Genomic DNA, 26157 nt, shown 5'->3' with positions numbered 1-26157 from the left:
CGCCCTTTCCCTTGCGCCGGCATAATAGAAAGAAAGGATGATTAATTATGAACCGTACCACATCTGAACATCTGTATGAAGAAGCCCTGCAGCATATCGTCGGAGGCGTCAACAGTCCCTCCCGTTCTTTCAAAGCCGTTGGCGGCGGCGCTCCGGTCTTCATGAAACGCGCCGGCGGCTCCCGCTTCTGGGACGAAGACGGCAATGAATACATAGATTATTTGGCCGCCTATGGACCGATCATTACCGGCCATGCCCATCCTCATATTACAGCCGCGATTACCAAGGCGGCAGAGAAGGGCCTGCTGTACGGTACTCCCACCCAGCTTGAGATTAAGCTGGCGAAGATGCTGAAAGAGGCTATCCCGTCAATGGATAAAGTACGCTTCGTCAATTCCGGCACAGAGGCCGTCATGACCACGATCCGTGTAGCCCGTGCGTACACGAAGCGCAGCAAGATCGTAAAATTTGCCGGCTGCTACCACGGCCATTCCGACCTTGTGTTGGTGGCTGCAGGCTCTGGCCCGTCCACCCTTGGCATACCGGACAGCGCCGGTGTACCGGCCAGCATCGCCCAAGAGGTTATTACAGTTCCCTTCAATGATCTGGACGCGCTGCGTGAAGCACTCAGCAAATGGGGCGACGATGTGGCTGCGGTGATGGTGGAGCCGATTGTCGGCAACTTCGGCATGGTTATGCCAAAAGCCGGCTTCCTGGAAGGGCTGTGCAAGCAGGCACATGACAATGGTTCACTGGTTATTTACGACGAAGTCATTACCGCATTCCGCTTCCATTACGGCTCTACGCAAACCTATGCCTTGCTGCAAAATCATGAAGAGATTATCCCTGACCTGACGGCGCTTGGCAAAATCATCGGCGGCGGCCTGCCGATTGGCGCTTACGGCGGCCGCAAGCATATCATGGAGCAGGTTGCTCCGCTCGGCCCTGCTTATCAGGCCGGTACAATGGCGGGCAATCCCGCTTCCATCTCCGCGGGCATCGCCTGCCTGGAGGTGCTTGCCGCCGAAGGCGTCTACGACGAGATGGAACGGCTGGCCATCCGTCTGACCGAAGGGCTGCAGGCATCCGCTGACCGTCATGGCATCCCAATGACGATCAACCGTATCCGCGGCGCGTTCTCCACCCATTTCTGCAAGCATCCGGTGACCAATTACGATGAAGCGCAGGATACAGACGGCGAGCTGTTCGCCAGCTTCTTCCGCCATATGCTGAACCGCGGCATTAACCTGGCCCCGTCCAAGTATGAAGCCTGGTTCCTGACCACGGCGCATACCGATGCCGATATCGACGCCACGCTGGCAGCGGCAGAGGCTTCGTTCGAGGCTATGGCGGCAGAGAGATAATATTGCTGCCTATAGAAAATCAAACCCACTGCGTTGTTTGCGCAGTGGGTTATTTTTATTGCTGCAAAAGGTGTAAACTGATGCTGTACAAGTTTTTCATATTTGTGCTTAGTCGTAACTGCGGGGAATGTTTGGACCTTCCCTCCGTCACTTCTGCCCTTTTTATTCTTTTTTCAAGTTCAACTTATCTACAGCCCCAATCCGTTATTGAAAATCAACCGGCTTGTCCAATATAACTTCTTCTAACCGGGGCCGTATGAAGCTGCTGCTGCCGGGCACCAGTGAGAAGCTAACGTTGCTCAGGTCTTCCGGAAGTGGCGGGGAGACCATAAACTGCAGTTGAAGATGCGCGCCTCCGCCTCGCGCACCATGTTCAGCAATCTCGTAATCGGTATCACCCTGAACCGCAAGGGTAAGCTCTGGCTGAATGTTTACAGCAAGCACTGTCTCTTTCATATACTTAATTTCCAGCGTGACGATACTAAGCTTCTCATGCTGTATGGCATGGGTCAGGGTGTATTCGGCATCCCCTTCCAGCGTAGTTTTCATAATCGGCAGCACGCCGATCACAGCGCCAAGCTCATCCCAGAAGCGCCGTCTTGGCCGTGCCTCATTCAGATTGCTCAGAATAAACGTGATCTCAGCAACCTCAAGCCCAAATTCAGCAGCCCACTGCTCTATGGTTTCCATTTCCGGAAAAAGCCCTTTTCCTCCCGCAACGGCCTTGCGCTGCCGGAACAGTTCCAGAATTTGTGCATCAATCTGTTTCGCTTCATCATTATACTCATTGGTTATACCCCTAATCGGCATTCTTGCCCAATTCATTGTGCTACTCCCTCCCTTTATCCATATCATTCGCACCAGCACTAATAGTATAGCATTATTTTCCATATACAAGAAAAACCTGTCCAAGACAGAAAAAAGCCGTCATCCCCTATTGGAGACACGGCTTATGCAATACAACATTAACTTTAATCGCTCTTCTTATCGTAGAGGCTGCGGATCTCCACACCCTGGGGAAGCTTGAACGGGTTCTCCTGATTAATCCGGTCGTAGAACATGATTCCGTCCAAATGGTCCATTTCATGCTGGATCACAATGGCCTGATAGCCCTTGAATTTCATGACGACCTCCTTGCCGCTTATATCATAGCCCTTCACCTTTACCGATTCATACCTTGGCACAAAGCCATGCACCGGACGGTCAACGGACAGGCAGCCCTCGCTCTCCGGCAGATATACCATTGCGAGTGAATGGCTGATGATCTTGGGATTAACCCAGGCATGCTCCACCGTTCTTCCCTTCTCATCCTTCAGGTACATCACAAACATCCGCTGCTGAAGCCCGACCTGATTCGCCGACAAACCCACGCCGGAGCGCAGCTTGTATTTGGCAGAAAGCTCCACGTCCTGGCTATTCTTCAAAAACTGCATCATACACTGCAGGGCCTCTTGATCCTCCGCCTGTAGCGGAAGCTGTACCGGCTCCGTTACAGTGCGCAGCACAGGATCGCCCTCCCGTACAATGTCATCCATTGTGATGATATATTCTGTATTATATTTTGCGCTAGACAACAACCTTCATCCACCTTTATGCCGTACGGGCTGAATTTAATTTTATCTAAATATATATAAGTTGAACTATAGATTTCATATTGGGGTCTGGTCGTAACTGCGGGGAATGTTTGGACTTCCGGCCGCTGTTATGATTGAATTTCCTGATTTAAACCGCTGATCGCAGTAGAAATTCAATCATAAAGGTGGACGCGTTCGCTCCGTAAGTATCCAAACTTCCCCTCCGTCACTTCCGCCCTTTATATTTTCTTTAGTTCAACTTATATAGCTTATGTGCGTTTATGGATTTATGAAAGCCGTCCGCAGCTTGCTGCTGTAATTCACATCAAATCCAAGTCCGGTAGCGAGCGCGCCAAGCGGCAAATAGGTCTTCTCCTCTTTGCCAACCTTTTGCAGGAAAGCCGGTGTATCAATCGCCACAGCCTTTCCATCTACCTTGATTGTCTTCGAGCCGATAGTAATAACTACTGTTCTCCCGCCGTACACGATGGTTGCGCTGGAGGTTTTATTATCCCATTTCCCTGCTGCTCCCACAGCGTTAAGAATATCCTTCAGCGCCAGGAAGTTCTGGCCATTCTTAAGAATCGGCTTGTTCGGCGTATTCAGCTCCACTCCCTTCACCACAATCGACATAGGCGCCGATGCGGCAGTCCAAGCGGAGACGGACGGAGTACGATACTCTCCCCAATACGTTTCGGCAAACACCCGGGCAATCGTTTCATACCCTAGCTGAGTCGGATGAAAATCCGCTTTTCCCGCGCCAATGATATGAGTCAAGGAGCCTTCCACACCTGCGAACTTCTCTGCTACATGCGCCACTTTCACTGGTGCATTCGCCTGATTGACGCTGGCAGCTACGCTTTCCGCCGTCGCAGTGAACTGCTGGGCTGCGCTCATAAGCTTGTCATACGAGCTGCTTACGGCGATTTTGGGTGCTGGCTGATATTGATCGGCAAGCAGTATGGTTGCCTGCGGATTGACCGTGCGAATATTCTCCAGTGCCGCCTTTACATTGCTGCTGTAGCTTGCCATAAGCTGGTCCAGCTTAGCCTTGAACTCATCCTCTGTCAGATCCTTGGCTGTAAGCAGCAGGCTGCTGACATCGTTTCCGCCAATTGTCAGGGTGATCAGATCCGCTTCGGCAAGCTCGGTTTTGATCTGCGGAGTAAGTTCGGCAAAATGGGAAATCCGTGGATCAGGGAGATCAGCCTGTATCCCTCCCGGAGTAGTGGCAGCCCCATCCTTAATCGCTGCTGTATAATTCAGCAGTCCCGTTGAAGTCAGTCCCAGAATGCCATAGTTAAAGAGAGCGCTTCGGCCGTGATACCAGCCCTGCTCCAGCAGTCTCTCTGCATATCCGTAAGGCTTCACATTCGGATCGGTCATTCCCGGCTCATAGCCGGCGGTGATGGAATCCCCCAGCGCTACGATGCGAAAAACATCCGGCTCCGAAGCTTGCGTTACTGCGGCGGCCTCTGCTGCACTAGCCGAACCAGCTCCTGCGCTGATCAATAAGGTGAACAGCAGCAGGCTGCTTGAGGCGGCAGCGAAAATCCTTTTCCATGCGTTAAGCATCGTATCCCTCCCAAATTAATATAATTCCATTCTATCATCCAGCCTGCCTATGCAAAAGAGCGGTCTCCCATTATCGGGAAACCGCTCCAGGTATGCATCCGGTCATTTGCTCGGACCATCTGTGTCTTCCGGTCCGGGTTTCTTCCCCGCCCGCTCCAGATACTTATCGTATCTGTCATCAAGCTCATGGCCAATTTTACGATAACGCAGCGTTTCTTCTACAATCGGATCGAGCGTGGTCTGAATACGGATCTCATACTTGGGAGAAATCTGACGGATTTCCTTGGCTGTCCGTTCGCCCGCTTCCATCTCTCCGTCCTCCAGCAGTTCGCTCAGCTTGCGCTCCAGATCATCTTTATCGCTCATGCTCCCGGCTGCCTCCTTAGCCCTTGTACCCCGTTGCTGCCGCTTCCTTCAGCGATGCAATCAGAAAATCATGAATTCGCCCGTTGCTCGCCACTACATGACGGGTGCCGATGTCGTAGGGGTTGCCCAGCGTATCCGTAACCTTGCCGCCGGATTCCAGCACCAGCAGCACGCCTGCCGCACAGTCCCACGGACTGAGGCCGACCTCCCAGTAACCGTCCACCCGGCCTGCCGCAACATAAGCCAGATGAAGTGCCGCCGAGCCGCCGGCGCGGACACCGCGGATCTGCGGAAGAATATGCTGCAGCCCCGCCATATTCGCCGGCTGGGCGAAGGTGCGGTCCGGCGGAAAGCCCATCGCGATCAGACTGCTTCCCGGGTCAACTTCAGCAGACACAGCGGTAGGGATACCGTGCATATAGGCTCCTTTGCCCTTCTCGGCAACAAACATCTCATCGCGGATTGGGTCATAGATCACCCCAACCGTCAGCTCTCCCTTGATAACCAGTGCAATGGAGACACAGTAAAAGGGAAATCCGTGTACAAAATTAGTAGTCCCGTCTATCGGATCCACAATCCACAAGTATTCATGCTTACGTCCTTCTTCCAGGGCAGTGGTCAAAGCATCCGCCCCTGGCTGAACACTTTCTTCCCCAAGAATGGCATGGTCGGGAAAATGGGTCAGGATCAGCCGGCGGATCATCTGCTCAACGCCTTTATCCACTTCAGTCACCAGATCCTGAGCCGAGGTCTTGCTGCCCAGCTCCTTCACTTGGCCTTGTCTGCTCTTGATCCATTCGCCCGCTTTGGCAGCCGCATTGATCGCTACCGCTGTATGCCCCTTACTTGTCACGACGTAAGGCTCACGTTCATTCCGGTTATCAGAATTTGTAGGATTCATCTCTTCACTCCGCTTTCTTGAACATGATCGTTCTCTTATGTAAAGACAAGGTGCGCTCTTGCTTCAGTCAGACATCCGGCGATAGGCCAGGCAATGAGCCTTGAGAGCGCCGGCCTTGTTTTTGCTAAAGTTTCATTCAACGTACCTTATTTCAGGCTACTTATCAAGTCAAACCTTGGCCCGTTTCCGGCCTCTAGCACCAGGTTACCTGCCGTTTATGGTTCAATATTGACGCTTGCACCATCTAATACCGTAATTCCGCTTCCGGCTTCCGCCAGCTCCCCCAGTGCCTCCATTAGACCAAACAGCGCCCCGTCCTTCGCCTTCGCCTCAATCATGACATCGACAGCAGGGGTATCTGCAGCAATCCGCTTAAGAAAAGCCAGCAGCGGCGCAGGTTCCACACCATCCGCATGACTGCGCGGGTCAGAAGGGCTGCGGGGGCTTGAGACATGAATCTTCGGCGGCAGTGATTCACCGGGAAGGATGTCCTTCACCGCCAGCGGGCTCTGCCAAGTCTTCTGAATCTCCGGCCACAGCTCCCAGGGAAGCTCCCCTTCATTGTTGACCCATTGATGATGAATATCCAACACCATGGGCAGGCCCAGCCTCCGGCTGACCTCAAGCGTCTCCGGCGCATTAAAGGTTTTGTCATCGTTCTCCAGCGTCAACCGTTCCTGCAGCTCCGGCGGCAGGAGGGCAAAATGCTCAATGAAACGCGCCGCAGCAACCGGCTTGTCCCCGTAAGCCCCGCCGATATGGATGTTGTTCTTGGCGGTTGCCGGCAGGCCCATAGCCTTCAGCATATCCACATGATGCTGCAGATCACGGACAGAGCTGGCCAGCACCTCCGGCCGGGGCGTGCTCAGCACGGTAAAATGGTCGGGATGAAAGGACACTCTCAGCCCGTGCTTTTTCACATAGCCGCCCACTTCGGCAAAATCCCCGGCTAATTCAGCGAAAGGATTCCAGTCCTGCAAATCAGGATGGGTCGCCAGCGGAATCAGTTTGGAGGTCAGGCGGTAAACCTTGATATCCGAGCCAACATTGTGCTTAAGCAGGCGCAGCGTGTTATGAAGGTTCGTACGGGCGATGGCTGCAAGCCGCCGCAGTCCGGCCTCACGGTCGTCAAGCTTCTTGAAGCTTGCCAGCGTCATGGTCTTGGAAGGCGAGCAGTCCTGGATCACCGTGGACATGGCCACATAACCAAAGCGGACAATCATCCCTCTTCCCCAAAAAACATCTCATAAGCCAGCGCCGTCTGCACCCGGGATTCTTCCTCATTCAGTTTGCGCACCAGGTCCATCTCAACCGCCGTAACCTCATTGCCCTGAAAGTTGATTTCTGCAATAGAGGCGGAAATTTTGACAATCGCTACGGCGACATTCTCCGGCGTGTAGGCGATAACCTTCTGGCCGGTCGGATACACCCGGAAGCCCATCTTCACCATTTTGGTGCGGCCGTATTCGAGCAGTTCGTACAGTTCCTGCTCATTCTTGAACTTGCAGACTGAATTGAATTCCGATTGAAACCCCATCGTTTTCCCGCTCCTTCCCGGCCGGAATGCTCCCGCCGCTGCCTAATGTTATTCGTTGTCGTATTTCAGATTCTGCTTGAAATTATAGCGCTCCAGTGCCAGCTCAATCATCCGGTCCAACAGCGCCTGATAAGATACACCGGTCTCGCGCCACAGCAGCGGATACATGCTGTATGGCGTGAAGCCCGGCATCGTATTCACTTCATTAATAAGGATTTTGCCGTCGGATTTGCGCAGGAAGAAGTCAGCACGGGTAATCCCGCTGCCCTCAATTGCCTTGAAGGCCTGAATGGCTGATTCACGCAGGCGGTCGGCAACCTCAGGGTCTACAGGCGCCGGGATCAGCATCTGTGATTTGCCGTCGGTGTATTTTGCCGCGTAATCATAATATTCACCGGAAGAGACGATTTCACCCGGAACCGAAGCCTCCGGCTCTTCATTTCCCAGCACACTGACTTCCACCTCACGCGCATCAACGAACTCTTCAATAATGACCTTGGTGTCATAGCGGAAAGCAAAGTCAATAGCTTTGGTCAGGCTGTCCTTGTCAACGGCTTTGGAGATGCCCACACTGGAGCCCAGATTGGCCGGCTTGACGAAGACGGGATAGCCCAGCTTATCCTCCACAGCAACGATCAGCTCGTGGCTTTTGCTTTTCCATGCCCCGACATTAAAATAACAATATTCACACTGATCCAGACCTGCTTCCCCAAAAAGCTTCTTCATGACTACCTTATCCATGCCTGCCGATGAAGCCAGCACACCCGCACCGATATAAGGAATATTAGCCATTTCGAACAAGCCTTGAATCGTTCCGTCCTCCCCATTGGTGCCGTGCAGGAGCGGGAACATCACATCAATGGCTGCTTCTCCGCCGGTCAGTCTGCTGAATACAGCATTTAAGGCCGCGCCCATATCCCCGGATTCACCGCCCAGCTTGAGCTGCTCAATCCCGCTAAAAGGAGCATTAAGCGTTGCTCCAACCTTCCACAGCCCCTGCTTGGAAATATAAAAAGGTACAATCTCATATTTAGCGTAGTCAAAAGCGTTCATGACCGCAAACGCCGTCTGCAGCGATACCTCGTGCTCTCCGGATTTGCCGCCGTACACCAGTCCTACGGTTAATTTTGTGTTACTCATACCCTAACCTCTTTCTGATTTATAAATAGTCATTAATATGAAAAAAACGGTAGGCCGTTCTGTCGGTCCACGCATAGGAATCACGGTAATCCCAATAACGGTGACGGCTGCTGACCGTCCGCGCATTCACCAGCGGCATGCCCCCCGCGTCAAAAGCGGTAACAATCGTACTGTGCTGAAAATGGCCGTTGCCGTCCCAATCGTACTGGATGACGTCGCCAAGCATTAGCTGATCGGCCCGTTCCACCGCTTCGGCACGAAGCCCGCTGCTGCGGCCTGCACTCAAATAACGCTTCAGACTATCCGATACAGCCCAACTGAAGCTCCACCATTCCTGCGCGCCGTTGTAGCCTTTGTACCACCAGCCCGTTTCTCTTTTACCAGTATAGTTGATAGGCGCTCCCCCTGCAAAGAGACATTGGGAGACATAATTGGTGCAGTCCACGTCAAAAACCTCGAACTCCGGGTTGCCGTCCTTCCACCAGCGGTCGGCGTAGTCCGCCGCTTCTTCCCTGTTGTAGTGCACCTCCCTGCTGCTTGTAATCCCCCCGAGAATATTCCGGTTGAGCAGCGGCTGGGACGGCTGCGGGGCAGGGAGAACCCCGCCCCATTTGGACAGCCGCAGCGCCGGCTCTGCGTCCACCACTTTGCGCACGGAATTCCGTTCCGGCACGCTGCGCTCCACAGTCGCAATCTCCCATGCGCCCCCCTCCCGCACAAAGGTCAGGCGTTCAGACTCAATGACATCCTCGCGGTGCGTGATCCCGCCCTTCTCATAATACAGCGCACTGTGCAGCGCCACATCCGCCACCACCTCAGCGGGATTCTGCCGCACAGTCCGCAGCGTACGCACACCGGTCTCCCCGCGCAGCGGAGTAATTTCGCGCCGTTTATACCACTGCGCCAGCCGCCGGGAGCGCTCTCCGTGCTCCAGCAGAAACCGCGGGTCCCTGACACTGCTGCGCTGCAGGTCAGTCCCCGGCGCAACTCTCCCCTTATTCACTTGATCCACGTACACATAGAGACTTTGCTTCCACTGCTGCTCCATTCCATCCCCGCCCCTTCATCCCATTTTGGCTGCTGTTCTATGTATATGAAGAAAGCCTCGCAGCTATACAGCTAGAAGTAAGAAGCAGTTGGGGGCGGCCTATGGAGGGGCATTCCGGCGGCGGAGCTCTAACAACGGCAGTTTTGCCGTTGTTTGGCCCGGGTTCCGGCGGTAGCGCCCCAACAACGGCACTTCTGCCGTTGTTCCGCCCACTTCCCGCCGACGGCCTTCCAACAACGGCATTTCTGCCGTTGTTTCGCCCACTTCCCGCCGATGGCCCTCCAACAACGGCACTTCTGCCGTTGTTTCGTCCACTTCCCGCTGGTGGTGCGCCAACAACGGCATTTCTGCAGTTGTTCCCCCCCTTTCCCGCCGGCGGCCCTCCAACAACGGCATTTCTGCCGTTGTTTCGCCCACTTCCCGCCAGCGGTCCCTTCCTCATTTTCCCAAGCCAAAAAAACCGCATGCGGCGGGGGAAATCCAGGCTTTTTAACAGCAAAAAAAACTTTACTCCCCCCTTTGTAACCGTTATACTTGAAATATACTCAATATGAAATATAGTTTCACCAGATGAAACAAGGAGGCGCATATATGCCAAGCAAGGACCATTTTTCGCTGGCCCGTACCCTGGAGTCAGGCGGCAAAAGCTATCGCTACTACCATCTTAATTCTCTGGAAGAGCAGGGCGCAGGCAACATTTCCTCCCTGCCGTTTTCGATCAAAGTATTGCTTGAGGCGGCTGTCCGCCAATATGACGGACGGGCGATTACAGAAGAACATGTGAAGCAGCTGGCCGGCTGGTCAGGCGGCATCGACCGCAATAAAGAAATCCCCTTCATCCCGGCCCGGATCGTGCTGCAGGACTTCACCGGCGTACCGGTGGTTGTCGATCTGGCAGCTATGCGCGATACTGTCAAAAAAGCCGGCGGCGATCCCAAGAAGATCAACCCGCTAGTCCCGGTTGATTTAGTTATCGACCACTCGGTTATGGTTGACGCTTTTGGTACAGCCGATGCGCTGGAATACAACATGAATGTGGAGTTCGAGCGCAACGAGGAGCGCTACCGGTTCCTGCGCTGGGCGCAGACGGCCTTCAACAATTTCCGCGCCGTTCCTCCGGCAACCGGTATTGTCCATCAGGTCAATCTGGAGTATCTGGCCTCTGTGGCAGCTACCAAGACCACCCACGGCGAAACCGTCGTGTACCCGGATTCCCTGGTCGGCACCGACTCGCATACGACGATGATCAACGGCCTCGGCGTTGTTGGCTGGGGCGTAGGCGGAATCGAGGCGGAAGCCGGGATGCTTGGGCAGCCGCTTTATTTTGTAACCCCGGATGTTGTCGGCTTCAAGCTTACCGGCAGCCTGATGGAAGGCGCTACGGCAACCGATCTGGCGCTGACCGTCACCCAAATGCTGCGCAAAAAAGGCGTAGTCGGCAAATTCGTCGAATTCTACGGACCGGGCCTGGCCAACATCAGTCTGGCTGACCGCGCGACCGTAGCCAACATGGCTCCTGAATACGGGGCAACCATCGGCTTCTTCCCGGTTGATGACGAGACACTGGCCTATCTGCGCAGCACCGGCCGTCCTGAAGAGCTAGTGCAACTGGTCGGCGACTATTACAAGGCGCAAGGCATGTTCCGCACCTCGGATACGCCGGACCCGCAGTTCAGCGACGTGATTGAGCTTGATCTTGCTTCTGTTGTTCCAAGCCTTGCCGGACCTAAGCGTCCTCAGGACCGTGTTGAGCTGACACAGATGAAAGAGAACTTCGAAGGCATCATCCGCACCCCGGTGGACAAAGGCGGCTATGGCCTCAGTGACGAGAAAATCAGCGAGACCATCGAAGTGCAGCACAAGAACGGCACCACCAGCAAGCTCAGCACAGGCGCGGTCGTAATCGCAGCCATTACGAGCTGCACCAATACCTCCAACCCAAGCGTAATGCTCGGAGCCGGTTTGCTTGCTAAGAAGGCAGTAGAGCGCGGACTGACCAAACCCGGCTATGTAAAAAGCAGTCTTACACCGGGATCACTGGTCGTGACTGAATATCTGGAAAAAGCAGACCTGCTGAAGCCGTTGGAAGCGCTCGGCTTCTATCTGGCCGGTTACGGCTGCGCCACCTGTATCGGCAACTCCGGCCCGCTGCCGGATGAAGTCAGCCAGGCGATTGCGGACAATGATATGACGGTAGCTGCCGTAATCTCCGGGAACCGGAACTTTGAGGGCCGTGTGCATGCCCAGGTCAAAGCGAACTACCTGGCATCTCCGCCGCTTGTCGTAGCGTACGCGCTGGCAGGTACGGTCAACATTGATCTGAAGACCGAGCCGCTCGGCTATGATCCGCAAGGTGAACCAGTATACCTTGCCGACATCTGGCCGACCTCCGCTGAGATCAGTGAAGCAATCGGACTCTCCCTTAGTCCGGAGATGTTCCGCCGCAAATATGAGAATGTATTCACCGCCAATGAACGCTGGAATTCGATTCCGGTACCGGAAGGCGAGCTGTACGAATGGGATGACAACTCTACGTACATCCAGAACCCGCCATTCTTCGAGGATCTGGCAGACGGTGTTGGCGATATCGAGGACATCCGCAATGCCCGCGTGCTTGCGCTGCTGGGCGATTCCGTGACCACCGACCATATCTCGCCGGCGGGCAATATCTCCACCTCCGGTCCGGCCGGTGAATATCTGCGGAGTCATGGCGTGGAACGCGCCGACTTCAACTCCTACGGCTCACGCCGCGGGAACCATGAAGTGATGATGCGCGGTACCTTTGCCAACATCCGTATCCGCAACGCAGTCGCTCCAGGAACGGAAGGCGGCGTCACCACCTTCCTGCCAAGCGAAGAGGTCATGTCGATCTATGATGCGTCTATGCTGTATCAATCAGCCGGACAGAATCTGATCGTTATCGCGGGCAAGGAATACGGCACAGGCAGCTCGCGCGACTGGGCAGCCAAGGGCACGCTTCTGCTGGGCGTCAAAGCCGTCATCGCCGAGAGCTTCGAGCGGATTCACCGCAGTAATCTTGTCGGCATGGGCGTACTGCCGCTGCAATTCCAGGAAGGCCATAGCTGGAGCAGCATGGGGCTGACCGGACGCGAGACCTTCAATATCACCGGACTTGGCAACGATGTCCTCCCGGGTCAGGAGCTGACCGTTACCGCTACCCGCGAAGACGGCACACAGTTCGAGTTCCCGGTTATCGCCCGCCTAGACAGCACCGTTGATATCGACTACTACCGCAATGGCGGCATCCTGCAGACCGTGCTCCGCCAGATGCTGGCCGATGCCACCACTTCGGACTCTGCACTGACTGTAGAATAAATCAGACAAAGAGGGTAAGCGGACTTCATCGCCCGCTTACCCTCTTCTCAAAACACAACAAAGCCTCCGCCATCTCCCTAAGGGATTGTCGGAGGCTTTTTATATTATCCCATCATAAGTCCCATTTCTGCAGCATTTTCCTTCAAAATCACCGCATACTCCTCCAGTGTCTCCCGGGACAGGCGGCTGACAGGCCCCGACAGGGAGAGCGCAGCCACCACCGTACCTCTGCGCCCGACGATGGGCACCGCTACCGCAGCCGCACCCGGCTCCCGCTCCTCGAAGCTTGTCGCATAACCCAGGCGGGTAATCTCCCGCAGCTGCTCCATGTACACGCTTCTGTCAACAGACTCCGGCCAGCCCGGGTCAGCCAGCAGCCGTGCCTGCACCTCATGCGGCGCGTATGCGGCCAGCACCTTGCTTGACGCGCCCACAGACAACGGTAGCCTGGCGCCAATCTGCGCAACCCGGCGGATGGCCTGCTGGCTCTGCACCGCCTGAATGCGCACGCGCTCCAGATCGTCGCGCAAATACAGGCTGACGGTCTCCCCTAGCCGGTCGCGCAGCCGCTCCATCGCCGGAAGCAGCAGCACAGCCGGTTCATCCAGTGTCGGCAAATGCGTGGACAGCTCCCAGATGCGGATGCCCAGACGGTACTTCTCCGTAGCTTCATTGCGGATCAGGAAGCCCTTCTCCTCCAGAGTCGTCAGCAGCCGGTGTACGGTGCTTTTATGTAAATTGATTTTGGAAGCAATCTCCGTCAAGCTCAAATCACTTTCACTTTCCTGTGTGAAGCAAAGCAATATATCCAGCGCACGTTCCACGGCACGTACGGTCAGTTTACGGTCCTCCACAGCGATCTCCCCTTTGGCTGTTTCACTAAATGAAACCCGGTTACATATTTTATTGTGATCAACTCTATCTTAGAGCAAAAACCCAAGAAAAGTCCAGCATATTCAGAGGGCGGAAAAGACTGGGCCGCACTTTACAGTTAGATTACAAAAGCGGCGATTTCATTGACTTTGTAAGGGGAGAATCATACGATTAAATATATGAATTAATAACGTAATTATGGACCATGTATTGGAGGGGACCTTATGGATTTAGCAACCACGCGTGCCGGCAGGCCGGTCTCCCGTAAACCCGATGAGCCTACGCCAAGCTCCGCACTCAAGCTCTCACTGCGGATGATCCGCTTCAAGCATATTATCGTCGCTTTGCTGCTGTCCGTTTTTTTCTTCTTTGCCTTCTGCTTCATTGCACTGCACGGCTATATCGCCTGGGTGCTGTCCAATCCCACAGTGGCCCCGCTCTACTCCAACCCGTCACTGGCTAAGGGACTGGATTATGAGGATATCACCTTTCCGGCACTGGACGGCAGCCGTACGATGCAGGGCTGGTATATCCCATCCAAAGGCGCGACCAAAACCATCGTATTCAGCCACGGCTACGGCGCCAATCGCGAAGAAGCCTGGGTGCCGATGTACGATCTCGCCCATTATGCGCACAGCCTTCATTTTAATGTCATCATGTTCGATTACGGCTTTGCCTCCAAGACCAACAGGGATATCGCCACCGGCGGCAAAAAGGAATCCCAGCAGCTCCTCGGGGCCATAAAATACGCCAAGGAACGCGGAGCCAAAGAAATCGTCGTCTGGGGTTTTTCCATGGGTGCAGGCACTGCGCTGCAGGCGGGACTGGTTACCAAGGATGTGGATGCCATGATTCTGGACAGCACCTTCCTGCTCGAGCCGGATACGCTGTATCATAACATCAAGCAGAATATCGACCTGCCCCGGCAGCCATCCCTGGAGATTATGAAGCTGCTCTTCCCGGTGCTGAACGGCACAGGTCTGAACCAGATCCCTTATACCAAGGTAAAATCAGAGGATTATCCGTTCCCGATACTGTTCATGCACGGCACCAAGGATGATAAAGCGCCTTATCCGATTGCCGAGGAGCTGGCAGCCAACCAGACCAACCCGTATTCCGGTTCCTGGATCGTAAAGGACAGTCACCATGAACTGCTGTTCCGGGAGCATCCGCGCGAATATCTGCGGCGTGTCTCCGCTTTTCTGGGCAACGTGCAGTTGGCAAAAGCCCAGTAGAACAGACACGTAAGTTTCAAGCCCATGTGGCGGCAAATCTTAATTGTGGTCATTAAAAGGAATTTTGAGCAAGACTTGCGTCCCTTCTCCGGGAACACTGTTAATCGTCAGTCCATACTGTTCGCCGTACATCAAAACTGCCCGATCATTCACATTTTTAAGCCCGTATCCTTTAGACTGGGATTTAAGCAGTAGAGCAAGCCGCTCTTGCTCTACTCCAATTCCATTGTCTGTTATCAGAAAAACTATACTTTGATCTTCTTTCTGGCCTGAGAGCTGTATGACTCCACCGCCGTCTTCCCGGTTTTCAATTCCATGAATGATCGCATTTTCAATTAAAGGCTGGAGCATTAAATTGGGCATACGGCAGGAAAGAATGGACTCATCAATCTGATAGTCTATCTTGAAGCTGTTGCTGTGCATAATCAACTGGATATTAATATAGGACTGAACATTAAGAATTTCGTCCGAAACCAAAATAAGATTCTCACCCTTATTGAGCGTAGTACGATAAAAGGTAGATAAAAGCTGTGCCATTTCACTAATATCCGTCGCATGTATCCGCAGCGCTCGCCAATTTATTAATGACAGGGAATTGTACAGAAAATGAGGATTGATCTGTGCCTGCAGAGCTTTCATTTCGTATTCCTTGCGTGTGATTTCTCCCACATACACAGTATCTATGAGAGTCTTGGTTCTTCCTAACATACTTCCAAACCCCCGGATCAAATCTCCAATCTCATCTTTAGAATCGCTAAAAACTTTGATCTCTAAATTCCCTTCTCCTATAAGTTTCATATTTTTGTGCAGGCGGTGAATAGGCAGCATAATTTTCCGGGAAAAGAGTGTGCCGGCCACAACGACTGCAGCGATGCAGGCGGCAATCATCAACAGGACAGTCAAAGCAATCCACCATGCGGATTTAGTGATCAGACTTGTCGGCTTATACAAATATACTTTCCAGCCTGTAATCGGGATCGAAGATTGCAGGACAGTGTAGTTCTTCCCGCTCCAATGAAGCTCATCAGTTGTCTTATCGGAAATGGGAATATCTGAATTTTTACGGTCAGCTCCCGAGGAATAGATAGAAGCTCCACTCGAGTCCAATATAAGTATTTCCGCTCCATGAGATTGGAGGGGTTCAAACGTTTTAAATAGTGCATCATAATCTACAAGTGCAAACAGAATGTTATCTTTGGGATTTTCTTGTTTCGTGCTGAGGATACGCCGGACACTATACACACTCTTGTTGCTGGAAAACCAAAGAACATCAACCGATTTCATTACGTGCGGATACCATGAGGTCTCTTTTACTTCATCAATAGGCATTACGGTGTTTCCATGCTGAGGCAGATTAGTTCCGGTATACAGGGTGATTTGTTCTACCCCGGTATTTAAGTAACGCGCTGTAAAGAAATTTTGATCAATGACGTTATTTAACTGGTCATACATTTCATACGCACTGGTATAAGTGGTGTTGGCGGCATTAACAATTTCCTGGTTGAAGCTCAGAAAGTTCATTATTTTATTGTAGACATCCAGTTGATTGTTTACAGCCAGGACGCTTTGTTTTAATGTGGCATTCAGGTCGGCTTTTGACTGCTGCACTAAGAGCGATCTGGTTTCTGAGAAGCAAAAGCTTCCGAGAACAATCACAGGAATCATGCTAACCAGCAAAAATGAAAGCTTTATTTTAGTTTGAAATCTGAAGTCTCCAATTTTCTGTTTAAAAGCCTTCCACGTTTGCATGCTGTTCCTCCCGGGCTGGGATTATTTCTGATTGTACTGCCGGAATTTCTCAGGAGTCTGCCCAAAAAAATCTCTGAAATTCTGACAAAAATAAGAAACGTTTTGAAACCCCACTGCATAACAAATATCCGAAACCTTAAGATGTGTTTGCTGCAGCATGTCTTTGGCTATATTCATACGGACATTTTTAATGTACTTGTTCAATCCGCAGCCCGTATTTTTTTTGAAAATAGAACTTAAATAATGGGGCGATAAATGGATCTTTGCGGCAAGAAGGTCCAAGCTCAAATCCTCGCCATAATGCTCCTCGATGTACTGCCTTACGGCGGCAATATCCCGGTTTAAAAACTCTGAACTGCCATACTCCTGGTCAAGGAGAGCAATCCCGGCAATGATAATCTCTTTTATTTCCTTTAATTCTTCGGACTTATATATTTTTTCGATTCCATGGCTCAATTCAATTTCAGATACAGGTGCAGAATATGTCATAATTTCCTGATACAACGAAGAGAACATATACTTCACATATAATTGTGAAAATTGGGCCTGATTCGCATATTTCTGATACAAAAGATCTGTATTTGCTCTAAGACTGAAAATGTCCCTTTCCTTCAGATTATTTCTGATGTGATTTAAAAGATCGTGATCTGATAGCTCAGGGAGCATGTCATTAGAAAAATAAAAATCCTTCTTCACTTCAAATACAAAATAATCCGGTGAGAAGAACCGGTATTCCATCAGTTGATCTAATTGAATCAAAGCAGCGGAAAGCTCCTGCAGCACCGTGAATTCATCATTGATCGCGAGATAGCAATGTACTTTATACTTTTCTAGTATACGATCATGCAAAAACGAGCCTAATTCACGGAAAGAGCAGGCCCCTGCTTGCAGATCGGGAAATAACAGCAAGCTTTGACAGCTATTCAAATTTACATAATCAACAGGGTCCTGTAGTAAAGACAGGATAAACTCCTCAAACTCCGGTCCGGCATTTTCAAAAAAATTCTTGTCAAATTCCAGCAAAAACATTCCATGATAATGCTCTGGAAGCCCGAACGAAATCTCCTTCATGGAAGGAGGTATTCCGAGGCCATTTACAAGGTTAAAAAGCACATGCTTTTTGACATACTCAAGTTTAATTTGCGAAGCAATGTGTTCCTGTTCCTGATCGGTGAGCTGAGCAATTACCTTTTGCATCGTGATTTGAAAAGCTTCAACATTGATCGGCTTGAGAAGATATTCTGAAACACCAAGGGAGATGGCGGTTTGCGCATATTCAAATTCAGCGTACCCGCTGAAAAGAATAACCTTTAATTTGGGTTGAAGCTTTAAAGCTTCTGTTGTAAGCTGCAAGCCATCCATTATGGGCATCCGGACATCAGTAAAGAGAATATCGACAGGATTCTGCTTCAAATACTCAAGCGCCTTTCGGCCATTTTCCGCTGTTTCGATATGTAAGGAAAACCCCAGTTCATGAATGAGAAATTCAATGCCCTCCCGTTCTTCCCTTTGGTCATCTGCTATTAGTATAGTTAACATCCCGGCCGCCCTCTCAATGCGCAGTAATCCATTTGTCCCTAATGATGTGTATTGTACCATGTTTTAATTGAGCTGTTCAGACAAGCAGAACGCTCTGCTTCAAGTAGGTTATTTATTTGTGTAAAACGTAATTTATTTGTATTTACGCTCAAAAGTAACGGACCCTACAATAAAGAAGCAGATATTTATTAAGGGGGGTTCTTATATGTCATCCAAGATTACAAAGACTTGCGCTATTTTATTGACAGCGCTTTTAGCCGCTTCAGTCGCAGGCTGTCAAAGCTCCAATTCCAATTCTAATGATTCGGGTAAAAGTCCCACTACAAATTCAAATGATCCAGCGTGGAAAGAAGCCCAAACGTCTCCTTTTGCCCCGTATCCTGAAACCGTTACCTATACGATTGGGCAGGTAGCCTCCAACTACTCCGCGCTTGCGGGAACGCAATATGAAAAGGATAATGCGACCGATAATGTCTGGACCAGATATTTCAAAAGTAAACTCAACGTGCAAAACAAAGCTGCATTTGAAGCGAATGACGGCACAGACTATACCCAAAAGGTGTCAATGGCCATTGTAGGCGGTACGATTCCTGATATCATGGTTGTCCCTGACCTCGCTACGCTGCAGCAGCTTTATGAAAACGATCTTATTGCGGATATGACAGATGCTTATAATCAATGTGCCAGCGACCAGATTAAGGAGATTTACGACTCCTATAAGGGCCGTGTTCTGGATACTGCAAAGTTTGACGGAAAACTGATGGCGCTGCCGACTACGGAAATTTCACATGGCCCAGGGGTACTTTGGTTGCGCAAAGACTGGATGGATAAATTGGGACTCAAAGATCCCAAAACGATGGAAGATGTAGAGAACATCATCACCCAGTTCGTTGAAAAGGACCCTGGCGGCAATGGAGCAGGAAACACGGTCGGTCTTGTGGTCGACAATGAAAATACCGCTGGTGTATCCGGCGGCCAGTATGAAGTGAACAACATCTTTACGCTGTATGGCGCATTCCCGAAACAATGGATTGATGATGGAAGCGGCAAGGCGGTGTATGGTTCCGTGCAGCCCGAAATGAAGCCGGCCCTGGCAAAGCTGGCGGATATGTACAAGAAGGGATTGATCGACCGGCAGTTTGCCGTACGCACAGCCGATGACCGAAAGGCGCTGCTTACCAGCGGAAAAAGCGGCTCGTTCATGGACAACTGGTGGGGAAGCTGGACGGTAGCGGATACGCTTAAATTAAATCCAAATGCCAAGTGGGTGTCTTATGTGGCTCCGCAGTCGGAGGATGGTTCAGTTACGATGTTCACCGGCAACCCTTCAAGCAGTTACCTTGTGGTCCGGAAAGGGTTCGAGCATCCCGAAGCCGCTGTAAAAATCGCCAGCCTTCAGTTTGATTATCTGCGTTATCAAGAAAAGGATGCAGCAGTCTTGAAGGAATTTGAGGACTACAGCAGCTATAACGTCGGGGAATCTCCGCTTGCAATAAATATTGATTACTATGATGCCTTTTACCGTAATGTCGGGATTATGGAAGATGCGCTGAATACAGGGGACAGCAGCAAACTGCTCACCAGCAACGATAGAAACGCCTACCGCTCCTACAAGAAGTATCTGGATAACGTGAAAAACGGGGAGACACTGGATTCAGGTGGATGGGCCGGGTATACATCGAGCATCACGACTGCCAACCTGGTCAAAAATTCAAAGATCAAGGAAGTGAACCCTGTATTTTTTGGAACGACGCCTTCCATGGCACTGAAGTGGCCGACGCTGACGAAAATGGAGCTGGAAATGTTTCTGAAGATCATTACCGGTGAGCAATCTCCTGATGCTTTTGATAGCTTTGTAAGCAGCTGGAAAAAAACAGGCGGCGATACGATTACGGGCGAAGTTAATGAAGCGATTGCTTCCAAATGATGCTGAAAGAGATGATTCTAAATGAACAATAAAAAAGATCAGGCTGCGTTCCACCTTATGCTCGCACCAAGTATAGTGTTCTTGATTATCTTCTCGTTTATTCCAATGTTCGGTATCGTGATGGCTTTCCAAAATTACATTCCTGCTAAAGGTATCAGCGAATCGGCGTGGGTGGGACTTGATAATTTCAAGTTTATGTTTCAAATTCCTGACAGTAAGCAAATATTAATCAATACTGTAGTCATAGCCTTATGGAAAATTATTGTAGGCACTTTTGTTTCAATTGTGTTCGCCCTGCTGTTAAACGAAATCCGTGTACGGTTTGTCAAAAAGTTCATGCAGACCGTTGTTTATCTGCCGAATTTTCTGTCCTGGGCCGTGCTGGCTACTGTCGTTATGAATATTTTTTCTTACGAAGGTCCGGTTAACGCATTTTTGGGATGGTTTGGCATTGATCCGGTTTTGTTCATGGCCAGTAATGACTGGTTCAGACCTATGCTGGTATTAACCGATGTCTGGAAAGGGTTTGGATATGGCTCTATCATCTATTTGGCCTCCCTGACAGCAATTGATCCGGGACTGTATGAAGCGTCATCCATTGACGGCGCCAATAGATTCAAACAACTGTGGTATGTGACGCTGCCCGGCTTGATGCCTACCATCCTGCTGGTTACAACTTTAAATCTGCCCAACGTGCTCAATGCCGGGTTTGACCAGATTTTCAATCTTTATAATCCTTTGGTTTACGCAACGTCCGATATTATCGACACCTATGTATACCGGGTGGGCCTGGTAGAGAGACAATACAGCCTGGGAACAGCGGTAGGGCTCCTGCGGTCGGTTGTCGGAATTGTCCTCATACTTTCCGCCAATAAGCTGGCGCAAAAACTTACAGATTACAGAATCTTCTGAATAAGGGGGTGTTATTCATTTTCACTCATTCTATTAAAAGCCGAATTGCAGATGCTATAATCTGGATATTGGTATTAACCTTCACTTTATCCTGCCTCATACCTTTAATTAATCTGGTTGCCATTTCGTTCAGTGACAACGCAGCGGCTTCCGCAAACATGGTAAGTATTTTCCCGGTTAATTTTACGTTAAGCTCCTATGAGAAGCTGTTGTCGGACTCCCAGTTCTGGCGCTCCTTTATGATCTCGGTGGAACGGGTTGTTCTTGGTTTGATCGTCAATATGGTGCTGATGATTCTTGCTGCTTATCCGTTATCCAAAAGCTCAAAGCAATTCCGGGCACAGAAGGTGTATATGAATATTGTAATTTTCGCCATGCTGTTCTCCGGCGGTCTCATTCCAACCTTTATGGTTGTCAAAGGGCTTCATCTTCTGGATTCCATCTGGGCTTTGATTCTGCCGGGAGCAGTGCCGATTGCCAATGTCATTCTGCTGATGAATGCGTTCCGCGCCGTACCGAAATCTCTGGAAGAGGCCGCAACCATTGACGGGGCTTCACAGTGGAGAATTCTCTCAACGATATATGTGCCTGTGGTGCTGCCTACACTTGCCACTGTATTGCTGTTTACGATTGTCGGACATTGGAATGACTACTTCAGTGCTTTGGTGTATATCAATAAAACATCGAATTACCCTTTGCAGACTTATATCCAGCAGCTTAGCGTGGACATTCAGAATATAACTGATCCTCAAAAGCTCATAGAATATTCCAAGATTTCGAACCGGACGCTGAATGCTGCCAAAATTGTTATTTCCACATTGCCATTACTCCTGATTTATCCTTTTATGCAAAAATACTTTGTTACAGGAATCGTGGTGGGTTCTGTTAAGGAGTAACGTATAAAATTTTATTTCAGGAGGTAAGCAATAGTGAAATTGGATGAAATGAAAATAAACGTTTCCCGCGAAGAGAATCGTGGAGTTTCCTTTACGAATAAGGAGGCTGCTTATTACTATACTCAATCCCATCTCAACAATCATGTGGAGCATGCTTATTTTGCGGGCTTGAACATCGCGAAAAGCAGAATTTTCAGCGGTTACACTTTAATTGCAGATCAACAGAAGCTGGATAATCAAGAAGCTGAAGTCTATGTGTACCCCTATAAAATGGTGCGCAGGCATGGAAGTCTGACAGAAGAGCTGTGGATGTTTGACTACAAAAATGTGCTGGAGATTACTCTCTCCGGTGCTCAAACAACCATTGGGATTGAATTATTGGGAGATCAGCTCAGCCCGCTGAACCCGCGTGACGGCATCGCTTTTTTCAAGTCAATAGAAGGCGGATGGGTTATTGCTGTAGGCGCAGTAAGCAACCAGCCGGTGGAAGCTAAGAACCCTATCGTTTATTCCGACGCCAACGCCGGAGGCTTCTATATAGCCGTAGGCAAAACGGCTGCCGAAGCAGCAGAGATGATTCATGAGACGAGACGGGACATCATCCCTATGAAGCACGAGCGAATGAAACGTATGGAGGATTTTTTGCAGAAGAAGGTGTATATTGCCAGCAGCAGTGATTCGCTCGCCTTGTCATTGAATTGGTTAAATATAACGATGGACCAACTGGTGACCAGACAGCAGGGCGACGGGATCTATGCCGGCCTCCCCTGGTTTAATGAATATTGGGGAAGAGACCAATTTATTGCGCTTCCGGGAGCCGTACTGGTGACCGGGCAATTTGAAACTGCCAAGAATATACTGCTATCCTTTGCGAAATTTCAGAACACCGATGCTACTTCCAAATACTTCGGCAGGGTGCCCAATATTCTTGCCTTACAAAATGTAGACTATCATACAACTGACGGGACACCGCGGTTTATCATCCAATTACAGGATTATGTTAAATATTCGGGTGACACGGCGATCATCACAGAGCTTTACCCGGCGGTACAAAACAGTATAGAAGGCTCTATTAAGCATTGGGTGGACGATAAAGGCTACCTTATGCACGATGATAACGAAACCTGGATGGATGCCCGGGATGCCAATCTGGTGTCCTACTCTCCCAGAGACACCCGGGCCAATGACATTCAAGCGCTTTGGTTTGGCCAGCTCCGAGCCGGGGTATACTTTGCCGAGTACATGGGCGACAGCGGCAGCGCGAAGAAATGGAGCAATATTGCTGACAAACTCAAAAGAAACTTTGCCGAGGATTTCAGGGATCAGGCACATCCCTATCTGGCTGACCGGCTGAACTCCGAGGATGAGCCGGAATTCTCACTGCGGCCCAACCAATTGTTTGCCTTGGACATGATTGAAGACGATGCCTTCAAATGTGAAGTGATTCGTACAGCATGGGAAAAGCTCGTGTATCCATGGGGGGTTGCTTCACTAGAGCAAAAACATCCGTTTTTCCATCCATTTCACTTAACCAGCCTTTACCATAAGGATGAAGCTTACCACAATGGTACGGTGTGGCTCTGGTTAAACGGCATAGCCATGCAGCGTATGATCGAGGCCGGGCAGACAGAAACTGCTTATCAGCTTTTCAAGAATATGAACCGGCAGGCGCTGAACCTGGGAGTAGTCGGGGGACTGAGCGAGAATATGGATGCTTATCCGCAGGAAGGCCAGAGCTGGGCCAAACTTACGGGAGCATACCTGCAAGCCTGGTCCAATGCTGAGCAGTTACGTGTGTGGTATCAGTATTTTCTAGGGTTCCGGCCGGATATGATTAATCAGGCGCTTACGCTTGCGCCCCGGATTCCCGGGGAGATCGGAGATTTACAGGCCCGCGTAAAGATTGGAAATGGAACCATTGACATAACCTGTAAAGCTACATCTGCAACTGAACAAACGTATCTTTACGGGTTTAAGGGAATCGGACTCACGGCAGTTATTGATATAGCTCCTTTTAAGCTCCTGCAAATTGAAGTGGACAATGATTGTGAGCTGAAAATTACCCGGACAGAACTTGAATTGACGGCTACCCTAAGCGATGCAACCGGCACAACTGTCAAAGAGATTACAGCGTCCCCATTACCGCTGCGTGTAGAACAACAATTGAATGTAAATCAAGTATTTAAGAATGTTAAGTTTGCAGAACCGATGGATTTGGAGAATCACCCTGTTATGAAGCGCTAAGAATTCGATGCGAAAACATAAACTGCTGTTCCCGTACATAGAATGAACTGTTAAAGATCTATGACGGGAGGACTGCATGCAATGCTGGATATATACGGACCGCTGATGCCAGTACGTATTCTGGAAGAGATCGTATTCTGGAAAAAACAAGAGCAAGAGCATACGGCTGTAATCAAAGCCATTGTTCCTCAGTTGGAGGAGCCGTACGTTAAACTGCTGGATGAATGGGCCGTCGTCTTTGGGGCTACGGAGCAGGCAGCACAGCAGCTTCTGGCGGCTTGGCTGGCTCCGGCAACCTCCGGCCAGCCGGCGCTGGCAGCCGAAACAGAGCAGCTGCTGCATGTCGCCTGCGCCCAGTCCCAGGAGTTCGTCCGGCAGCTATATGCTCTGATGGAAGGAAGCGCAGCCGTAAAGGCCCAACCGCTGGCCGGGACCGTCCTGCTGCATATCATCCGGGAGTCGGAATATTTCCTGGTTAAGCTAAACGGCTTGACCATAGCCAGCCACACCACCGGATGGATGCGCGAGGATACCGGAGAGCGTTCAGACCCGGATGCGGAAAGACGGGAACAAGGTTCTGTACCCATAGGGGGCCATACTCTGCCGCCGCTTCCCTACGCTTACAATGCGCTGGAGCCGTACATCGACGAGAAGACGATGATCATTCATCATGACAAGCATCATCAAAGCTACGTAGACGGGCTGAACAAGGCGGAGACCAAGCTGGCCGAGGCCCGCAAAGCCAAGGATTTTGATCTTGTGAAGCATTGGGAGCGTGAGCTTGCTTTTAACGGGGCCGGACATTATCTGCATACGATCTTCTGGAACGTCATGTCCCCGCAGGGCGGAGGCCGTCCGACCGGTGCGCTGATGGATGCCATTGAACGCAGCTTCGGCAGCTATGATGCCTTCAAAGAGCAGTTCACCGAAGCGGCGAATAAGGTCGAGGGCGGAGGCTGGGCCATTCTTGTCTGGAGTCCGCGCAGCCGCAGGCTGGAAATTCTGACCGCAGAGAAGCACCAGAACCTGTCGCAATGGGATGTGGTTCCGCTGCTCGCTCTGGATGTATGGGAGCATGCCTATTACCTCAAGCATCAGAATAACCGCGCAGATTATATTAAGGACTGGTGGAAGGTTGTCAACTGGCCTTATGTCTCCGAACGGTATGCCTCCGCCCGCAAGCTTGTCTGGCAGCCTTATTGAGCGTCAGCGAATAGGCATTAATCTTCTTGCCCAAGCTGTGAAGCACGCCGTAAAAAGAAGCTCCCACCGCCGATTTATTGCATATGCCTGGCGCATCACTCTAGGAAAGACACCCCTCAAGGTGTCTTTTTGTATGCGCTGATTATTGTTCCGCCAGTCTGCGGCCTATATTTGCGTCTGCACTAACTCCTTAATTTTCTGGAACGTGACTTCAGGGTCCATATTCTGCAGTAAAAACTCCGATTCTCTTTTGTAGGCCACTTACTCCGTATAATTTCCGAGGTATTCATCTATGATGGCGAATGGTGCGCCTTCTCGCTCCAGCCTTAGCTGGATATCACTCTTATTCACGTATATAAACACACGTACAGCTTCCTCGCCGTACTTTTCCCGAAATACCCTGGCTCCTTCATGATTCACCACAACGTAGCTATCCAGTCCAGCTGCTTCTCTTTGAGCTCAGCCATATCACTCTCAGAGAGCTGTTGCTTAAGCCCGGCATAAATCTCATTCAGTTCCTGATCCCAGCGCTCATACTCCTTATTCGCGGCCTTGGTCATAGACACTGTCGTCCTTTCATCTTTTAGGTTCTGCAGATCGTTAAGCCCCGTTTCCACAGCATCCAGTTTCGCTAAATATTGCTGTATCTGAAGCCGGATAGTCGCTCTATCAATACATTAACGGAAAAAGCAAAGGACACCCCGATTAGCTCAGAGTGCCCTTTTGGATTAATGACCA

The 26157-nt window shown here is 50.7% G+C and carries 21 protein-coding genes; 8 read left to right on the top strand and 13 right to left on the bottom strand.

Translation table 11 applies throughout. The features are described 5' to 3' along the window. Positions 1–47 precede the first annotated feature (47 nt). Positions 48–1364, top strand: coding sequence for a glutamate-1-semialdehyde 2,1-aminomutase (locus AC0LWN_RS28825; protein WP_474671459.1), 1317 nt, complete (start codon positions 48–50; stop codon positions 1362–1364). 204 nt (positions 1365–1568) lie between these two features. Here AC0LWN_RS28825 and AC0LWN_RS28820 read toward each other — a convergent pair whose 3' ends face one another. The 9 genes from AC0LWN_RS28820 to AC0LWN_RS28780 form a co-directional block, all read right to left on the bottom strand. Next, on the bottom strand, positions 1569–2189 hold the full coding sequence (locus AC0LWN_RS28820; RefSeq protein ID WP_474671457.1) for a hypothetical protein: 621 nt from the start codon (positions 2187–2189) through the stop codon (positions 1569–1571). A gap of 146 nt (positions 2190–2335) precedes the next feature. Continuing rightward, positions 2336–2899 (bottom strand): peptide deformylase, encoded by a 564-nt coding sequence (gene def, locus AC0LWN_RS28815; RefSeq protein WP_474671487.1) that lies wholly within the window; start codon positions 2897–2899, stop codon positions 2336–2338. Positions 2900–3217: 318 nt separating this feature from the next. Further along, positions 3218–4513 (bottom strand): stalk domain-containing protein, encoded by a 1296-nt coding sequence (locus AC0LWN_RS28810; RefSeq protein ID WP_474671455.1) that lies wholly within the window; start codon positions 4511–4513, stop codon positions 3218–3220. A 102-nt stretch (positions 4514–4615) separates the two neighbouring features. Then, a complete protein-coding gene (locus tag AC0LWN_RS28805; RefSeq protein WP_474671453.1) occupies positions 4616–4879 on the bottom strand; it encodes a hypothetical protein in 264 nt (87 codons plus the stop codon). A gap of 16 nt (positions 4880–4895) precedes the next feature. Then, complete coding sequence (locus AC0LWN_RS28800; RefSeq protein WP_458967509.1) at positions 4896–5780, bottom strand: inositol monophosphatase family protein; 885 nt, start codon at positions 5778–5780, stop codon at positions 4896–4898. A 215-nt stretch (positions 5781–5995) separates the two neighbouring features. Then, positions 5996–7003 (bottom strand): UV DNA damage repair endonuclease UvsE, encoded by a 1008-nt coding sequence (uvsE, locus tag AC0LWN_RS28795; protein WP_474671451.1) that lies wholly within the window; start codon positions 7001–7003, stop codon positions 5996–5998. Then, complete coding sequence (locus AC0LWN_RS28790) at positions 7000–7317, bottom strand: hypothetical protein (protein ID WP_458967507.1); 318 nt, start codon at positions 7315–7317, stop codon at positions 7000–7002. Before AC0LWN_RS28790 ends, uvsE begins: the two co-directional genes overlap by 4 nt. Positions 7318–7365: 48 nt before the next feature. Continuing rightward, entirely contained in the window at positions 7366–8457 is a 1092-nt protein-coding gene (locus tag AC0LWN_RS28785) for a D-alanine--D-alanine ligase (RefSeq protein WP_474671449.1), read from the bottom strand. Positions 8458–8476: 19 nt separating this feature from the next. Further along, entirely contained in the window at positions 8477–9505 is a 1029-nt protein-coding gene (locus AC0LWN_RS28780; protein ID WP_474671447.1) for an amidase domain-containing protein, read from the bottom strand. Between the two features lie 591 nt (positions 9506–10096). On the opposite strand from AC0LWN_RS28780, the gene acnA reads away from it, so the two are divergent. After that, positions 10097–12841: an aconitate hydratase AcnA gene (gene acnA, locus AC0LWN_RS28775; protein WP_474671445.1), complete on the top strand. Its 2745-nt coding sequence runs from the start codon at positions 10097–10099 to the stop codon at positions 12839–12841. Positions 12842–12945: 104 nt separating this feature from the next. On the opposite strand, the gene AC0LWN_RS28770 is transcribed toward acnA, so the two are convergent. Further along, positions 12946–13695, bottom strand: coding sequence for an IclR family transcriptional regulator (locus AC0LWN_RS28770; protein WP_458967502.1), 750 nt, complete (start codon positions 13693–13695; stop codon positions 12946–12948). A 243-nt stretch (positions 13696–13938) separates the two neighbouring features. On the opposite strand from AC0LWN_RS28770, the gene AC0LWN_RS28765 reads away from it, so the two are divergent. Further along, entirely contained in the window at positions 13939–14949 is a 1011-nt protein-coding gene (locus AC0LWN_RS28765; RefSeq protein ID WP_474671443.1) for an alpha/beta hydrolase, read from the top strand. Between the two features lie 39 nt (positions 14950–14988). Here AC0LWN_RS28765 and AC0LWN_RS28760 read toward each other — a convergent pair whose 3' ends face one another. Next, a complete protein-coding gene (locus AC0LWN_RS28760; protein ID WP_474671441.1) occupies positions 14989–16698 on the bottom strand; it encodes a cache domain-containing sensor histidine kinase in 1710 nt (569 codons plus the stop codon). A 21-nt stretch (positions 16699–16719) separates the two neighbouring features. Further along, positions 16720–18237 (bottom strand): response regulator transcription factor, encoded by a 1518-nt coding sequence (locus tag AC0LWN_RS28755; protein ID WP_474671439.1) that lies wholly within the window; start codon positions 18235–18237, stop codon positions 16720–16722. Positions 18238–18442: 205 nt separating this feature from the next. Here AC0LWN_RS28755 and AC0LWN_RS28750 point away from each other — a divergent pair, with 205 nt between their 5' ends. The 5 genes from AC0LWN_RS28750 to AC0LWN_RS28730 all read left to right on the top strand — a co-directional run bounded on the left by AC0LWN_RS28750 (position 18443) and on the right by AC0LWN_RS28730 (position 25419). After that, positions 18443–20164, top strand: a complete 1722-nt coding sequence (locus AC0LWN_RS28750) for a type 2 periplasmic-binding domain-containing protein (RefSeq protein ID WP_474671437.1) — start codon at positions 18443–18445, stop codon at positions 20162–20164. A gap of 21 nt (positions 20165–20185) precedes the next feature. Further along, the gene (locus AC0LWN_RS28745) at positions 20186–21076 is read left to right on the top strand and encodes an ABC transporter permease (RefSeq protein WP_474671435.1); all 891 of its coding nucleotides are present in this window, start codon (positions 20186–20188) and stop codon (positions 21074–21076) included. Positions 21077–21234: 158 nt separating this feature from the next. Further along, positions 21235–21972, top strand: coding sequence for a carbohydrate ABC transporter permease (locus tag AC0LWN_RS28740; protein WP_474671433.1), 738 nt, complete (start codon positions 21235–21237; stop codon positions 21970–21972). 33 nt (positions 21973–22005) lie between these two features. Beyond that, positions 22006–24216: an amylo-alpha-1,6-glucosidase gene (locus AC0LWN_RS28735; RefSeq protein ID WP_474671431.1), complete on the top strand. Its 2211-nt coding sequence runs from the start codon at positions 22006–22008 to the stop codon at positions 24214–24216. An 81-nt stretch (positions 24217–24297) separates the two neighbouring features. Next, on the top strand, positions 24298–25419 hold the full coding sequence (locus AC0LWN_RS28730; RefSeq protein ID WP_474671429.1) for a Fe-Mn family superoxide dismutase: 1122 nt from the start codon (positions 24298–24300) through the stop codon (positions 25417–25419). Positions 25420–25835: 416 nt separating this feature from the next. Here the strand turns inward: AC0LWN_RS28730 and AC0LWN_RS28725 are convergent, their stop codons facing one another. Continuing rightward, positions 25836–26036, bottom strand: a complete 201-nt coding sequence (locus AC0LWN_RS28725; RefSeq protein WP_474671427.1) for a lysozyme inhibitor LprI family protein — start codon at positions 26034–26036, stop codon at positions 25836–25838. Between the last annotated feature and the right edge of the window lie 121 nt (positions 26037–26157).

The sequence above is a fragment of the Paenibacillus sp. sgz302115 genome, assembly GCF_056120445.1.
Note: the sequence above shows the minus strand (reverse complement) of the source record. Positions and strands in the feature narration are given on the sequence as shown.

Coding starts and splice junctions, on each gene's coding strand:
- AC0LWN_RS28740 (WP_474671433.1), top strand. CDS start 21,235: ATGGTAAGTATTTTCCCGGTTAATTTTACGTTAAGCTCCTATGAGAAG.
- AC0LWN_RS28785 (WP_474671449.1), bottom strand. CDS start 8,457: ATGAGTAACACAAAATTAACCGTAGGACTGGTGTACGGCGGCAAATCC.
- AC0LWN_RS28745 (WP_474671435.1), top strand. CDS start 20,186: ATGAACAATAAAAAAGATCAGGCTGCGTTCCACCTTATGCTCGCACCA.
- uvsE (WP_474671451.1), bottom strand. CDS start 7,003: ATGATTGTCCGCTTTGGTTATGTGGCCATGTCCACGGTGATCCAGGAC.
- AC0LWN_RS28730 (WP_474671429.1), top strand. CDS start 24,298: ATGCTGGATATATACGGACCGCTGATGCCAGTACGTATTCTGGAAGAG.
- AC0LWN_RS28810 (WP_474671455.1), bottom strand. CDS start 4,513: ATGCTTAACGCATGGAAAAGGATTTTCGCTGCCGCCTCAAGCAGCCTG.
- def (WP_474671487.1), bottom strand. CDS start 2,899: ATGGATGACATTGTACGGGAGGGCGATCCTGTGCTGCGCACTGTAACG.
- AC0LWN_RS28820 (WP_474671457.1), bottom strand. CDS start 2,189: ATGAATTGGGCAAGAATGCCGATTAGGGGTATAACCAATGAGTATAAT.
- AC0LWN_RS28825 (WP_474671459.1), top strand. CDS start 48: ATGAACCGTACCACATCTGAACATCTGTATGAAGAAGCCCTGCAGCAT.
- AC0LWN_RS28780 (WP_474671447.1), bottom strand. CDS start 9,505: ATGGAGCAGCAGTGGAAGCAAAGTCTCTATGTGTACGTGGATCAAGTG.
- AC0LWN_RS28755 (WP_474671439.1), bottom strand. CDS start 18,237: ATGTTAACTATACTAATAGCAGATGACCAAAGGGAAGAACGGGAGGGC.
- AC0LWN_RS28805 (WP_474671453.1), bottom strand. CDS start 4,879: ATGAGCGATAAAGATGATCTGGAGCGCAAGCTGAGCGAACTGCTGGAG.
- AC0LWN_RS28760 (WP_474671441.1), bottom strand. CDS start 16,698: ATGCAAACGTGGAAGGCTTTTAAACAGAAAATTGGAGACTTCAGATTT.
- AC0LWN_RS28765 (WP_474671443.1), top strand. CDS start 13,939: ATGGATTTAGCAACCACGCGTGCCGGCAGGCCGGTCTCCCGTAAACCC.
- AC0LWN_RS28800 (WP_458967509.1), bottom strand. CDS start 5,780: ATGAATCCTACAAATTCTGATAACCGGAATGAACGTGAGCCTTACGTC.
- AC0LWN_RS28750 (WP_474671437.1), top strand. CDS start 18,443: ATGTCATCCAAGATTACAAAGACTTGCGCTATTTTATTGACAGCGCTT.
- acnA (WP_474671445.1), top strand. CDS start 10,097: ATGCCAAGCAAGGACCATTTTTCGCTGGCCCGTACCCTGGAGTCAGGC.
- AC0LWN_RS28790 (WP_458967507.1), bottom strand. CDS start 7,317: ATGGGGTTTCAATCGGAATTCAATTCAGTCTGCAAGTTCAAGAATGAG.